The following is a 14,355-nucleotide window of genomic DNA, read 5'->3' as shown; positions in this document are numbered from 1 at the left end:
TTATTATTGTAATTTTACAATATCCAACCGAGCCAGCCGTCTACCCTTAGAGAGGACTTAGTTTTTTAGCGTAATTAACAGTAATTAATCAGACAATCAATGGAATCAAATTTTACCCAGGCGCCGCACTCATATCTGAGTTTCGCCCCCCTTATCCGGGAGTGGGAGAAGATGATCCGGGAGGGCAGGGAAGGAACCCGCCAGTTGTACCAGGATCTGCTGAACAAAGTTCGGCAATACCCTGAACTATTGGGCAGGATCGATGATCTGTCTGTTCTGGACAAACACAAAACACTCATAGAACAAATGATGGCCACAGTTTTTCCTGTGACCCTCAATGATAAAGAAGATCTTTTCGGAGCGGGCTTCCCCTTCCAGATGAAGATGTTCTATGAATCAACAAAGTTCCGCGAGCTCTTTATCGTGGACCCGCATAGTCATGATATCACACTTCCTGAAGCAGATGCCTGCGGCGGCGGATCGCCCCAGTCAGGCAAGGAAGATTGCATGTATCAATTCATCCTCAGCAGACTTTACGATATCGATAAGACCGATACCGTGCGCATGGTAGAGCCCTACAAATGCCCGGAAACCGGATTGGACCGCTACATGGAACTGGAGATCGATACCAGGTTCCTCGATGTTCGTGTTAGAGGTGAATTACCGCCGCTGCCCGATGAAGTACAGCTCGGCTGCGTGAAAGCAGGTGGCGGTATCGATCACGTGCCCGGACTGCGCACCGCTCTGCCGCTCGATAAATTCGAGTTCGAAGGCATGGTGATCATCCGCATCTGGGAAGTGACAGAAAGAGAAGTACTGAACATCATCCGCGACAAACTCCTTCACCTGAACAATTTTGCCGATACACATCTGTTCGGCGAATTGCAGAACCAGGTGCAGAACCTGCTGGGCGTTCCCGGCGTGAAAACTGCCGTGAAGCCTTTCTTCCAGGTGAATAACCATATGGTGCTCTCCGAGTTCTATACCACTATGACGGACCAGATGGTGAAGCGCAAACCTTCACCTGAGAAATTGCAATATCTCTACCAGGCCGTGACCAACGCATTTGAGAAGAATCCGAAGCCACTATTGGTGAACGAGATCACTGAAGAGGCTGTGATGCGTTATCCCTTCCTTACTTTCATGGCAGAGTATGGATGGAGAAGCGCCATCATTTGCCCGCTCTTCAGCGATAGCAGGGAAGTAATGGGCGTGCTGATCATCGTTACGGAAGAAAAAGGAAAATTCCAGCCTGAACATGTACTCAGAATAGAACCTGCCATCCCGCTCTTCAAGATCGCGATGGAGAAGGCACAGGAGAATCTGGACCACCAGGTAGACCGCGTGATCAAGGACCAGTTCACTGCCGTGCAGGATGCTGTTGAATGGCGCTTTACTGAAGCTGCTCTCAACTATCTAACGGGAATGGATAAGGGAGATGGCGAAGTGAAGATCGAACCGATCGTGTTTGAAAATGTTTATCCGCTTTATGGCGCCATCGATATCCGCAATTCCTCCGTTGAAAGGAATCACTCTATACAGCTCGATCTCCTGGAACAATTGAACCAGGCGAATGATATCGTACTGGCAGCAAAGAAAGATCATCCTTTCCCCCTGCTGGATGAAACCAATTTCAAGATCAGGAAATACATTCACTCCGTGTCTAACATCCTGTTCGCGGATGATGAGCTGAGTATCCTGCAATTCCTGAAAGTGGAAGTGGTGCAGTTGTTCAAACACCTGCAAACCATCATGCCATCATTGAATAAACCGATCAACAAATACTTTGAAGCGGTGGACTCACCTGTTGAAATGGTGTACCATCACAGAAAGAAATATGAAGACAGCATTACACAAATAAACAATGAAGTTGCCCGTTTCATCGATCACGAACAGAAAATGGCGCAACAGATCTTCCCGCATTATTTTGAAAGGTTCGTAACAGATGGTGTAGACTTCAATATCTATATCGGTCAATCTATCACGCCGGAAAAGAAATTCGATTTCTTCTACCTGCGCAACCTCAAGATCTGGCAACTGAGCACACTGGCCAAAGCAGCCAGGCTCACGCACTCGCTGGAGAAACAACTGGCCATGCCATTGCAGACCAGTCAGCTGATCCTGGCGCATAGCCATCCGATCTCTATCAGCTTCCGTACTGCAGAACGCAAATTTGATGTGGACGGCGCTTACAATATCCGTTACGAGATCATCAAGAAAAGGATCGATAAAGTGCACCTGAAAGATTCCAATGAAAGGCTGACCAAGCCTGGATATATCGCCATCGTTTATTCACAGCAACAGGAAGCATTCGAATACCTGGAGTATATCGAATACCTTCAAAACCAGGGACTGCTCCGCGGTGAGGTGGAAAGACTGGAACTGGAAGAATTGCAGGGAGTGAGTGGATTGAAAGCGCTGAGAGTTGGTGTGAACCTGGAAGTAGAATCAGAAGACAGTGATCAGGAAAAGGAAGGAAGAAAACTGGCAGGCGTAAACAAATAATCATTCCCCATTTCAATAAACAAGGGCTACCCAAATCAATTGGATAGCCCTTTGCTTTTTTCGGAAAAATGCGTTCTATTTTTTCTTTCTTGTTTTTATTTCAGTGACATATCCGTTGTAGGAGATCGGCTGACGGTTATTGCTCTGCACCTGCAGATAAGCATAACCACTTTCAGTGATGCTCAGTCGAACAGATTGAATATCGTTCACGTCCTTTGGCTTGATCAGGATATCCCATCCGCCTTTCTTGCCATCGGTTTTCGTGTATTCAAAATCTTTAGATTCAAATTTGATGCCACCTTCTGTGGCCCTGGTTGCCTGGAAGGCCCTTCCGAAATAAGGCAGGTAAGAAGTGATGGTATCTTTCGTTACTGTAAAATCGAAATCGGGTGTTACCTGTCTGGTTCTGCCTGATTGTGGTAATACTGTTTGCGCGATGAAAACATAACGTTGACCATCAACCAGAGTCTGTACCTCAGCAGCTTTTGCTGCTTCTTTTTCCTGCTTTGTTTGTGCACTGGCCACTGTTGTAAAAGCAGTTGCGAAGAGCAACATTAACAAAGAGGCTTTCAACGGGTTCTGTAATATTCTCATGGTTAACATTTTAATTGTGATGCCATTATTAGACGGCAGGAAAATGTTAAGGTCAAAATCAGAACTGATAACCAAACGTTAAAAGGGGCAGGGTACTTTCTTTGGACGTAGTGAGGCTGGCCGTCAACACAATTCTTTTTACAATACCAAGCCAGATGCCTCCGCCATAACCATGATGCCAGACATTGGACTTATCATTGTCAACCCAAACGCGGCCGATATCGTTGAAGGCAACAATGCCGATAGCGCCGGGCAGCAGATAGGTCCTGAAATCTGTGACCTTGATGCGCAATTCAGTATTGTTGTACAGCATCGATTTTCCGGCAAAACGGAATTTTCTGAAGCCGCGCAGGTTCTCTGTGTTGCCCAGATATTGAGCCTGGAAAAATTCATATTTACCGAAATTGACCCCTCCACCGAAACGGGTTGCAATCACTGTGCCCGCTGTACTGCTCAATGGAAAATACAAAGCCATATCCGAGTTCAGCTGTGTGAGATAGTCAGAATTATCGTTGAGACCGCGCAATACTTTGAGAGATGATTGCCAGAAAGTACCACGTGAAGGCATCACTTCATTGTCGCGGGTATCGATGTTCATGTTGAACTGGCCACCCAGGTAGGATTTATCGGTGAACAGGGTTTTCGGATCAAGTCCGTTCTCTGCGAAATTGGAAAGGAACCTGCCCTGGTTCTCGTCTTCATCCGGACGGAAATACTGGAAAGATGGACCGATGGCAACGGTGAGCCAGCTGCTGAGCTCGCGCTTCAGCAATACCGCCATATCGCCCTTGTTGTAACGGGCACGATAGTAATCGATCTTGCCGGGTGCATCTTTGTTGTAATTGGTTTCGTTGCCCAGGCCAAAGAAGTTGGTCACATAATCCGGGGCATTCAGATTCGCATATACGAAGAGGTCAGTCTTGCCGATCACTTTCCGGAAATCACTGCTGTAACGGATGGTGAAGGCTTCTGTGGCGAGGGCATGACTTACCACTAATTTATGGATCACAGAAGGACTGCGGCGAAATTTATTGCCGGTGTACTTGAATCCTGCGCCAAGGAAAACGCCATCATCCGGGTTGAAGGCAGCTGTGACCAATGGCGCCCAGATATTGTATTTGAAGGCTTTCCGGTCATACTCATTGACGGTGGGATCGGAAGAGAATTTCCTCAGTTGTTTGCCTTCGCCGGTGATCACATTGCCTTCGGACCTGAGATCATACACACGGGTCTTACCGCCACTGCTATGTGTAGCCGAATTATCGATGGTATCTTTTCCTGCTCCGCCGATGATACGTACAAGAATGCTTTTGCGGCCATCCCCATTGAGTACGAATTTATCTTCACCTCCCATTCCGTACAGACGGATCTCTTTGGTTACGCCATAACGGAAAGTGCGACTATACAGTTTTTTCGTTTCTTCTCCTTCCTTATTGATCTTGCGCACCACCACTTTCACGGAGCCGTCTTCATTGCGCGTGATCTCGAACAGTTCACGTTTGTCTGAACCGGCTACGTCCACTTCTTTGGAGAGGAAACGATAATATTTCAATGCCTCTTCTTTCAGGAAACCTCTCCTTTCCTGCAGGGTTTTGATAATATGCGGAACGGCCTCATTCTGTATTTCATGAGGTTGCTGCTGCAAAGCCAGGCGGATGGCGGAATCCGTCATGAGCGGCAGGAAGGAGTCTACACCTTCGGCCCAGTCGGATTCACTGAGATCGTTGAGGAAGGAACGATCGAAATACCTTCCGTTGAAGTTGAAGGTATTGATATTCCTTGCTTTTGCGCGGAAGCCCTGGAATTTCGGAATGAGCCAGGGCTGACTGATAAGGCGTGGAATAATGCCATCATTGGTGAAGAAGGCCTGGTCGCGGTCACGGGGGATCGGGAAATAGGTCTTGCCTTTTCCTTTCTCTGTTTCCGGAGCGCCCCAGCGCCACTGGTCTTCGTGACGGTCAAAGTCCATGATGAACAGATCGAGTAGGCGTGCCCGTAAGACGGCTTTCTGATCGGTCTTATTATCATTATCTTCCTGCAACTTCTCGATCACTTTTTCTGTGCTCCAGGTTTTTGGAAGATCGAGAGGTTCTCTTTCTTCAAAAAGATAAAGGCCATTGCCAAAGTCCTGCCTGAATTGAAGCAGGCGTGGATCATCGGGTAACCATACCAGTTTGGGATTGGCATGTGGCACTTTTGCTGCTGTGGCCAGTGGCGGAATAGACAATGCCGCAAATGGATAGGAGGCAGAAATGCCGTCTACCACTGCATCTTTCACGAATGTTTGTCTGAATTCTTCCGGCAGGGTTTTGTCGGGATACTTCTCCACGCTGCGCAACACGAACTCACGTCCTTCAGCATCTTCCAGCCTGAGAGAGCGGGACTGCATACCACCACCGCGTTTGGTGGGTTTGAGGCCACCACGGATCTTGCCCATATCGAACACGGGAACCGTAATTGGCGTAGTCCATTCTTTCCGGTAATTATCACCCAGTAACCATCTTTTGAAGCTATTGGCTTTATAATAAGGCGCTGTTATAGTTGTGAATGAATCCGGCAGATTGGGAATGGCAATCGCTTTTTCTTCAAGACCAGGAGATTTGAAAGCAGGCAATGAAGTTTGATACAACACATGATTGGCTTCTTTCGACAGGGAAGAATAGAAAGTGAGCGTGATGCTTCCATTGGTGGAAATATCCAGTACGCCGAAGCCGGTACCTTCATTGGCGTAGCGTGTATCTTTTCCGTATTTCACCTGGCTTTGCTTGGAGCCGGCGCCGCTGACAATATGTTGCTGGCCATTTTCCGTCATGTACTGCAGCGTGTGCTCATGCCCTGAAACCCTGATGGAATAAGGGTGTTTGTTGAGCAATGTATCCAGCGACTGAATATATTTCTTGTACACGGGATGCGGCATATCCTGGATATTGCCGAACCATGATCGGGATAACGGGTATATGGAACCGATAACAGGCAAAGGGATATACAGGTTCTCGTTCACCTCGGTGAGCGGGAAGATATGTTGTTTGATGGTGAAGTAGCCGCCGTGCTCGCCATGTGTTCTGAAAGGGTGGTGGGCAGCGAAGATCACGAGTTTATTGCGGTTGCGATAGAGTGCGTCTTTGATGGCGAGTGTGAGCTCATCATTGGTCTTGCATTCACAGTCGGAGGTTTCGCCGGGGCGTCCCTCCTGCTGGAACCACCACTGGCTGTCGATGATCAGCATGGTGATCTCATCCGTCAGTTTTACTTCCACGGGGCCAGGGCAGCCTTCGGGCGGTGCAAAATGAATATTGGGGATCTGCAAGGACTCTACATAACGCGCCTGGTGCAGGATCTGGGCGAATCCATTTCGTTTGCCCTTGTTCCAGTCGTGGTTACCGGGCATGAACCAGGCCTGTGCTTCAGTGCCTTTTACCGAGTTGATCTGATCGTCTAGTATCTTTTTCTTCTCCGGGTAATTGGAAGCCGTGGAATCCGGGAGACCGTGCTGGTAAACATTGTCGCCGAGGAAGAGCAAAGTAGTACGGGCGTCGGGCTTGAAGAGGGACTTCATCAGTTCCAGTTCGGGGTGACGCCCATTGATCTGTTTGCCTGCATCACCCACCAGGATGATGCGATGCGCAAGTGTATCCTGCGCCGATACGGACGCAGTGGAGATGAGCAGCAATAAAACCAGCCAGGTATAGATCCTATTCATAGCATTATGTTGACGTTACTTCGGGTGGCTATACGGGAATTTCAATATCGTTCCTTTTCCATCCACTCCTTCATTCGAAATATACATATCCCCATTCGGAGCGAATGTGAGGCCTTCGGGTTGAGGGAACTGATCGGGGTTAAGTTGATAAGCAGCAATCACGTCCCCATCCAGACTCGTTTCCAGCATGGCTTTGCCAACACTTGCCACAATGAAGAGGGTACGCTTTATTGGATGGATAGCGGCTGCCGATGGTTTGAATTCTGCATTGTTGTTCTTGAGCTCATTGCGGATATCCTTCCATCTGATGGTGTACACGGGCGTATCGGAAAATTGAAGGGTAACAGGGTTGAAGCTATAGGCCAGCACTCCTTTCTTGGATTCGCGTTGTTCTTTGGATAGCAGGATGAGCTGATTATTGGGATCGATATAAAGACTTTCGAATTCGATCTTCTTCTTGCGATGGAACTCGAATTCATCTTCCACGTGTTTTACGTTTACGGGTACCCGGTGGATATTGCCATTGCTTTCGAGCACAAAATAGAATGTGTCTAACTTCACGATGTCTTCATAATCCCTTTTCTTACCGAACTTCCTCACCTGGAGGTCACCGTCTTCAGGGTCAACCAGGAACACTTTACCTTCTTCATCGTTGATGGCTGCAATGGTATTATTGGGAAGCCAGAACATGCCTGAGATCTCCAGCAGGTCTTTGTCCAGCACCAGGGTGGTTTTCTTTGAGGCGTCATAGCCGGGAATGGAGGGCACAAAGGATTTACCCTGTCCGGTACATCCGGAAAAGCCGGCAATCAGCAATATGAAAAGGATACAGGTAAAGATTCTGTTCATAAAACAACAACACTTATTGGGATACAAAGTTGGGGCAGGGAATCGATATTTAAATATACAATCTTTTATTGCTTAATTTAGACTGTCGAAATCATTCAAGGTATGACATCAGCCGCGCAGCAATTATTACAGGAAGCCAGGCAATACGTAACGGGCATCTTCACTACCAAAGTGAATCCTGCATTCGTTTATCATAATATAGACCATACAAGGGAAGTGGTGGAAGCCTCCGACCTGATGGCCACTCACCTGGGCCTTCCGGAGGAGGAAAAACCTGCACTGCTGCTGGCCGCCTGGTTCCATGATACCGGCTATTCAGCGGGTCAACCCAAAAGGCATGAAGAGGTCAGCCGTGATATTGCTTCTGATTTCCTGCAAAGCAGGGGTATAGACCAGCAGACCATCGACAAAGTGAGCAATGCCATCATGGCCACCAAATGGCCACAAAGCCCTACCAACTTACTGGAACAGATCCTTTGCGATGCAGACCTCTCGCACCTGGGCATGCCCATCTTCCCGGAAAAGAACAAACTGCTTCGCCAGGAACTCAATCTGCTATTCGATAACAAACTAGGCAAGAAAGAATGGCGCCAGAAGAATATCTTCTTTTTACAACAACATCGTTACTTCACTGAATATGGCAAGACAGTGCTTGAACCAGTGAAACAACAGCATTTGCTGGAGCTGATCCGGAAGGCCGAGAAAAACGGAAAAGAGGGAAATGATTCGATGGAAAAGATGGTGGTGAACACCAGGCTCCCGCCGGAGAATAACGTTGTATTGCCGGTTGAAAAAAATAATGGAAACGATAAACTGGTGAGAGAAAGAGAGAAGCTTGAAAGGGACAAGGAAAAATTTGAAAAAGATAAAGCAGCAAGAACGGAGAGAAGCATTGCCACGATGTTCCGCATCATGAGCGAGAATCACGTGAACCTGAGCCAGATGGCCGACAGCAAAGCTAATATCATGATCTCGGTGAATACCATCGTGATCTCTATCATGGTGTCTGTGCTGTTGGGTAAACTGCAATTCTATCCAGAATTCATCGTGCCCACAATTATCCTGCTGGCAGTATGTCTCAGCGCAGTGGTATTCGCTATCCTGGCCACAAGGCCCAATGTGAACCGCGGCACATTCACGCAGGAAGATATCGAGAATAAAAAAGTGAACCTGCTGTTCTTCGGCAATTTCTTCAATATGGAACTCAAGGATTATGATTGGGCGATGAAACAAATGATGGCCGATCGTGATTATCTCGATAGCAGTATGATCAAGGACATTTATAGTCTCGGCGTTGTACTGGCCCGCAAATACAAGTACCTGCGCATCGCTTACAATATATTTATGTTCGGACTGGTGATCGCCATCCTGGCTTTTGCCATTGTGTTCCTCTTCTCCGAGCAGAATCCAAATGCAGCATAAAGAAAAGAGCGAACCTTAGTTCGCTCCTCCCAGTATTTCGTGAAGTTTCATCACCAGTTCTGTTTTGGTGATGGGTACTCCCATGATCTTATTGTATCCTTTGGCATCCACGAGGAATTGATCGCGAATGATCTTGATGAGCTGACCATTGTTGATCTCGGGGATCAGGATATGATCGAAGTTCTTCAGCATGGCTCCGAGGTTTCTCGGGAAAGGACGCATGTAACGCAGGTGTGCATGGCTTACTGCATGTCCTTCTGCCTGTAACTCTGCTACTGCGCTCTTGATAGCACCATACGTTGATCCCCAACCGAGGATCAGCACCTTCCCTTTTTCGGGGCCACTGTCCAGCGTTTGCTCGGGAATATAATCTGCGATCTTATCTACTTTTTCCTGCCTGATCTTCACCATCAACTGGTGGTTCTCGGGATCGTAGCTAACGTTACCGGTGATGTTCTGTTTTTCCAGGCCACCGATGCGGTGCTCCAGTCCTGGTGTTCCGGGGATAGCCCAGGGACGGACCAGTTTTTCATCACGGAGATAGGGAAGGTATTTTTCTTCATCTTCTCCCAGTTCTGTTTTAAACTTCACTTCGATGGAAGCGAGATCATCTGATTGCGGGAAACGCCAGGGCTCAGCGCCATTGGCGATATAGCCATCACTCAGCAGGATCACGGGCGTCATATGCTGCACAGCGATGCGAACGGCTTCGTAGGCTGCGTCGAAACAATCAGAAGGTGTGCTGGCAGAGATAATGGGCATGGGGCATTCGCCGTTACGACCGTAGTATGCCTGCAGCAGATCGCTCTGTTCTGTTTTGGTGGGCAGGCCGGTTGATGGGCCACCACGTTGAATGTTTATGACCAGCAAAGGAATTTCCAGCATCACTGCCAGTCCCATCGCTTCACCTTTGAGTGCCATACCCGGACCTGAAGTAGTGGTAATGCCCAGCAATCCGCCGTAGGAAGCGCCGATGGCGGATGTGATACCTGCGATCTCGTCTTCCGCCTGGAAGGTTCTTACACCAAAAGCCTTGTGCTTGCTGAGCTCATGAAGGATATCAGAAGCGGGCGTGATGGGATAAGTTCCGAGGAAGATGGGCAGTCCGCTTTTTTGTGAAGCGGCGATCAGTCCAAGTGCGAGCGCCTGGTTGCCCATGATGGAGCGGTAAGTACCGGATTCCATTTTCGCTTTTTCCACTTTGAACCTGGTAGTGAAAGTTTCAGTAGTGTCTCCGAAATTGTATCCGGCCTGCAATGCTCTCACGTTGCTATCGAGGATCTCCTGTTTCTTTCCGAATTTTTCTGTGAGGAACTGGATGGTGTTTTCCATATCGCGGTTATACATCCAGTACAGGAAGCCGAGCACGAACATGTTCTTGGCACGGTCTTTCTCTTTGGTTCCCATCTGAATATCCTTGAGTGCTTCGCGTGTCATTTTGGTAACGTCCATGCGATACACTTCATAGTTGGAGAGACTGTCGTCATCCAGTGGATTCACGCCATCGGGATAATTGGCGAGACGGAGATTCTTGGTATCGAAGCCATCAGTATTGGCGATGATCTTGCCGCCTTTCTTGAGACCCCTCAGATTGGCTTTGAGGGCCGCTGCATTCATTGCTACAAGTACATCACATTCATCACCGGGAGTGAACACGCGGTCGCTGGAGAAACGGAGCTGGTAACCGCTCACGCCGGGGAGAGTTCCCTGGGGTGCGCGGATCTCGGCCGGGAAGTCGGGGAAGGTAGCCAGGTCGATACCCAGCAGGGCTGTATTGTTAGTGAATTGACTGCCAGTTAATTGCATACCATCACCGGAATCTCCGGCAAATTTTATGACAACATCCTGCAGCACTTCTTCTTTTCTGCTCATTGGGGAAGTTTTGTAAACGGCAAAATTAACTAAAGTTGGGGGTTGGGCGTGTTTCGCAAAGCGGAAAAATAACAATTGTTAATGTATTGAGGGGGATTCCGCAAATGGGGTCATGAGTAACACTGGCTGACGAAACAAACCGGCGCTTTTTTAGGTTTGATTGGGCCTGGGGTTCGGGGGATGGGGCTGTGGGGAATGAGATGGGCTGTGGAGCTTTTGTTTCGAAGGCCTGTGTTACTCATGCCCCCATTTGCTCAACACGCTGAGTGGGGGAGAGGAGGGTGAGGGTGCGTCAGGGGTTATGAATGGCTGGCGAGGGGTGCTTGTGCTAAATAAAAATGGTCGCCGGGGCGGGTGACCATTTTTATTTTATGATTTGTTGAATTCTATTTTTCCTTTTTCCACTTTTCTTGATTCTCTTTTGATTGGGCTTTTCGGCTGTGCTTTACTGTTGTTGTCAATGGAGCAAAGCCTGGTAAATGGCCTCGTGTACTTTGGGGCGTACGCTCAGGTTGCCGAATTTGTTGGGCTCGGTGCTGTTCACACGATTGGAAAGGAAGATGTACGTGAGGTTGTACTTGGGATCCATCCAGATGCAGGTGCCGGTGAAACCGGTATGACCGAAAGTGAGCGGTGAGGCGCTCAGTGTTGGATAGGCTTCCTTGCGCGTTGCATTGTCTTTCTCGGGTTTGTCGAATCCGAGACCACGACGACTGATATCGCTCTGGTAAGCTGTGAACTCATCCAGCGTGGCTTTGCTGAAGAAGTTCTTGCCATCGATCACTCCGCCATTGAGCAGCATTTGTGCCAGCACCGCGAGATCGTAGGCATTGCTGAAAAGACCGGCATGACCAGCTACGCCGCCGAACATGGCAGCCCCCGGATCGTGTACATCACCCTGGATCAACTGGCGACGGAACAGCGCTTCGTTCTCGGTGGGAGCAATATAGCTAAGCGGGAAACGGTCGCGGGGCTTGAAGCCGGTAGTGGCCAGGTTCAGTTTGTCGTAGAAGGTTTTCTTCACGTATTGATCCAGCGGCATGCCGGAAATGGCTTCCACTATTTTACCGAGGAAGATGAAATCGTTATCGCTGTAGATATAGCGATTGCCGGGTTCAAGTTGACTTTTTACGATGATATTGTACATCGTGTCCGGATAATCATTGCGCAGGTAGAGGCCATTGGCAACGCGTACCTGGTGCAGAGAATCGGGCTTCATGGAGTAATAGGCCCAGTTGGGTCTGCCATCGGTACCGGTGAGGGTTCCACGATAAAAAGGAATGAAGGATTTCAGTCCGGCCTGGTGCAACAGCACATCGCGGAGCTTCAGGTTCTCTTTGTCGGAACCTTTCACCCAGGGAAGATAATCGCCCAGGGTTTTGTTGATATCGAGTTTGCCTTCGTCTACCAGTTTCATTACGGAAATGGTAGTGGCCATCACCTTGGTGATTGAGGCCAGATCGAAAATGGTTTCGGGATACATCGATTCGGTGCTGTCGTAGGTAAGATGACCGTATGCGCGATCGAAAACCACTTTTCCATCTTTTGCCACCAGTACCACTGCGCCGGGGATCGCATTTTTTGCGATGGCATCTGTAACGATGCTATCGATCTGAGCAGTCATGCGGGCCTGGTTGAAACCGAGAGAAGCAGGCGCGGCCTCTTTCAATATTTTATGTGCTACGATGCCATCGCCAAATTTGAAGGCATCGCAGATGGTGACGGGTAATTGTCCTTTTGCGGAGAACTTGCCATACAGCAGGTCTGCTCCGGCAGATTGTGTAATATCGTCATCTTCGTAACAGGCCAGCAATACTTTGGCATCACAGAAATTCTTGATCAGGTAAGGGTTTCCGAAGGCCATGGTAATGGTCTTGTGTTGTTGCTGCAGACCCTTCATGAGGTTCATGGCTGCATTGCTCACGCCGAAATTGTTGGCGGGGAAACGGTTGTAATTGTGCAGGCCGAGCACTACCACATCGAAACGATTCTTCAGCAACTGAAGCATCGGCTCCACTCGGCTGCTGTCGAGATTGTAATCGAAATAGAAAACCTGCGCATCATAGTTTTTGCGAACTTCTGCTGCAAATGCATTGTCTTTATCCAGACCGAAACCTACATAGGCAACGCGTTTCCCTTTGGTGAGCGGGAATATGCCATATTCATCATTGCGGAGAAGGGTAATCGCTTTTTCAGCGATTATCCTGCGCATCATGGGCACTTTGCTATTGAGGTCTTCAGTGATATTGTTGATATCGATGGGTTGCAGGTTGGCGAGGCCGTACTGGTATTTGGCATACAGTACTTTCTTCACGCGTGCGTCGATGTCTTTCCAATTGAGTTTTTTCTTGCGGATGGCTTTCAGCACTTTTTCGATACTGCCGGGGATATTGCCGGGAAGACAAAGCATGTCGTTGCCTGCAATCAGGCTCTGGAGGCTGTTTTCACCATCGGGATAGAATTTTGCAACACCTTTCATTTCGAGTGCATCGGTGAAAGTGAGGCCGGTGAAGCCCAGCTCTTTTTTGAGCAGGTTGGTAACGGCTTTGGAAGAAATGGAAGTAGGTCTATTGACGCCATTGTCGATGGAATTCACCTGCAAATGGGCTACCATCACGGAGCCAACACCAGCTTTGATGAGCTCGCGGAATGGATAGAGCTCCAGTGAATCCAGCTCTGCCCTGGTTTTGTTGATCACAGGAAGATCGTGGTGAGAATCAACTGCTACATCACCATGACCGGGAAAGTGTTTGGCGCAGGCCATCACACCATTGTCCTGCATACCTTTCATGTACTGAACGCCGTACTCGGCCACCCTGTATTTATCTTCTCCCAATGATCTGTCGTTGATCACCGGATTGGCGGGATTGTTATTGATGTCTACTACAGGCGCATAATTCACCTGTATGCCTATGCGCTTGCATTGTTCGGCCACTACCTGACCGTACTGGTAGGCCAGTGCAGGATCATGTGCTGCGCCGAGCATCATCTGACGGGGAAGTCCCATCACACTGTCGAAGCGCATACCAACACCATTTTCACCATCGATGGTGATGAGGAGCGGAGTTTTTGCAACAGACTGGTAATAATTGATGGTCTGAGCCTGTTTGATAGGCCCGCCCTGAAACAGACAAAGACTTCCTACATTGTACTTGCGTACTGCTTCTTCCACTTCTTTGTCCAGGAACAATGCTGTGCGATTGGGCCCGATGGTAGACACTCTGATGTTCATCAGTTGTGTGATCTTCTCTTCTTTGGAGAGTGATTTGAAAACACTGTCTACCCATTGGTCTGCCGGGAGATGCGAACGGCGCTGCGCCTGCGCAATGGCAGTAGAGCCGAGCAATAATAATAGTAGGAGTTTCTTCATAATGACATCTTGCAGTTAATTGCACAAATTAAGGATAAACCTG

General features: G+C 48.5%; 7 protein-coding genes. 2 read left to right on the top strand and 5 right to left on the bottom strand.

What is annotated here, in order from left to right; translation table 11 throughout:
* The first annotated feature begins 99 nt into the window (after positions 1–99).
* Positions 100–2,505 (top strand): hypothetical protein, encoded by a 2,406-nt coding sequence (locus tag FSB84_RS05070; protein ID WP_130542595.1) that lies wholly within the window; start codon positions 100–102, stop codon positions 2,503–2,505.
* 75 nt (positions 2,506–2,580) lie between these two features.
* On the opposite strand, the gene FSB84_RS05065 is transcribed toward FSB84_RS05070, so the two are convergent.
* Genes FSB84_RS05065 through FSB84_RS05055 form a run of 3 tightly spaced genes read right to left on the bottom strand, consistent with a single transcriptional unit; the run spans position 2,581 to position 7,648 of the window.
* Positions 2,581–3,099: a DUF4251 domain-containing protein gene (locus FSB84_RS05065; RefSeq protein ID WP_158643784.1), complete on the bottom strand. Its 519-nt coding sequence runs from the start codon at positions 3,097–3,099 to the stop codon at positions 2,581–2,583.
* Between the two features lie 58 nt (positions 3,100–3,157).
* On the bottom strand, positions 3,158–6,799 hold the full coding sequence (locus FSB84_RS05060; protein WP_130542597.1) for a BamA/TamA family outer membrane protein: 3,642 nt from the start codon (positions 6,797–6,799) through the stop codon (positions 3,158–3,160).
* 15 nt (positions 6,800–6,814) lie between these two features.
* On the bottom strand, positions 6,815–7,648 hold the full coding sequence (locus tag FSB84_RS05055) for a hypothetical protein (RefSeq protein ID WP_130542598.1): 834 nt from the start codon (positions 7,646–7,648) through the stop codon (positions 6,815–6,817).
* A gap of 102 nt (positions 7,649–7,750) precedes the next feature.
* Between FSB84_RS05055 and FSB84_RS05050 the strand changes: the two genes are divergently transcribed.
* Positions 7,751–9,070, top strand: a complete 1,320-nt coding sequence (locus FSB84_RS05050; RefSeq protein ID WP_130542599.1) for a Pycsar system effector family protein — start codon at positions 7,751–7,753, stop codon at positions 9,068–9,070.
* Positions 9,071–9,085: 15 nt separating this feature from the next.
* Here the strand turns inward: FSB84_RS05050 and FSB84_RS05045 are convergent, their stop codons facing one another.
* Together FSB84_RS05045 and FSB84_RS05040 are read right to left on the bottom strand one after the other, a co-directional pair.
* Positions 9,086–10,942, bottom strand: coding sequence for a 2-oxoacid:acceptor oxidoreductase subunit alpha (locus FSB84_RS05045; RefSeq protein ID WP_130542600.1), 1,857 nt, complete (start codon positions 10,940–10,942; stop codon positions 9,086–9,088).
* 457 nt (positions 10,943–11,399) lie between these two features.
* The gene (locus tag FSB84_RS05040) at positions 11,400–14,312 is read right to left on the bottom strand and encodes a glycoside hydrolase family 3 N-terminal domain-containing protein (RefSeq protein ID WP_130542601.1); all 2,913 of its coding nucleotides are present in this window, start codon (positions 14,310–14,312) and stop codon (positions 11,400–11,402) included.
* Between the last annotated feature and the right edge of the window lie 43 nt (positions 14,313–14,355).

This window comes from Pseudobacter ginsenosidimutans (genome assembly GCF_007970185.1).
In the GTDB taxonomy this organism is placed as follows: domain Bacteria; phylum Bacteroidota; class Bacteroidia; order Chitinophagales; family Chitinophagaceae; genus Pseudobacter; species Pseudobacter ginsenosidimutans.
This window is presented reverse-complemented; position numbering and strand designations above follow the sequence as displayed.

Excerpts from the sequence above, each read along its gene's own strand:
- FSB84_RS05070 (WP_130542595.1), top strand. The coding sequence starts at position 100 with ATGGAATCAAATTTTACCCAGGCGCCGCACTCATATCTGAGTTTCGCC.
- FSB84_RS05065 (WP_158643784.1), bottom strand. The coding sequence starts at position 3,099 with ATGAGAATATTACAGAACCCGTTGAAAGCCTCTTTGTTAATGTTGCTC.
- FSB84_RS05060 (WP_130542597.1), bottom strand. The coding sequence starts at position 6,799 with ATGAATAGGATCTATACCTGGCTGGTTTTATTGCTGCTCATCTCCACT.
- FSB84_RS05055 (WP_130542598.1), bottom strand. The coding sequence starts at position 7,648 with ATGAACAGAATCTTTACCTGTATCCTTTTCATATTGCTGATTGCCGGC.
- FSB84_RS05050 (WP_130542599.1), top strand. The coding sequence starts at position 7,751 with ATGACATCAGCCGCGCAGCAATTATTACAGGAAGCCAGGCAATACGTA.
- FSB84_RS05045 (WP_130542600.1), bottom strand. The coding sequence starts at position 10,942 with ATGAGCAGAAAAGAAGAAGTGCTGCAGGATGTTGTCATAAAATTTGCC.
- FSB84_RS05040 (WP_130542601.1), bottom strand. The coding sequence starts at position 14,312 with ATGAAGAAACTCCTACTATTATTATTGCTCGGCTCTACTGCCATTGCG.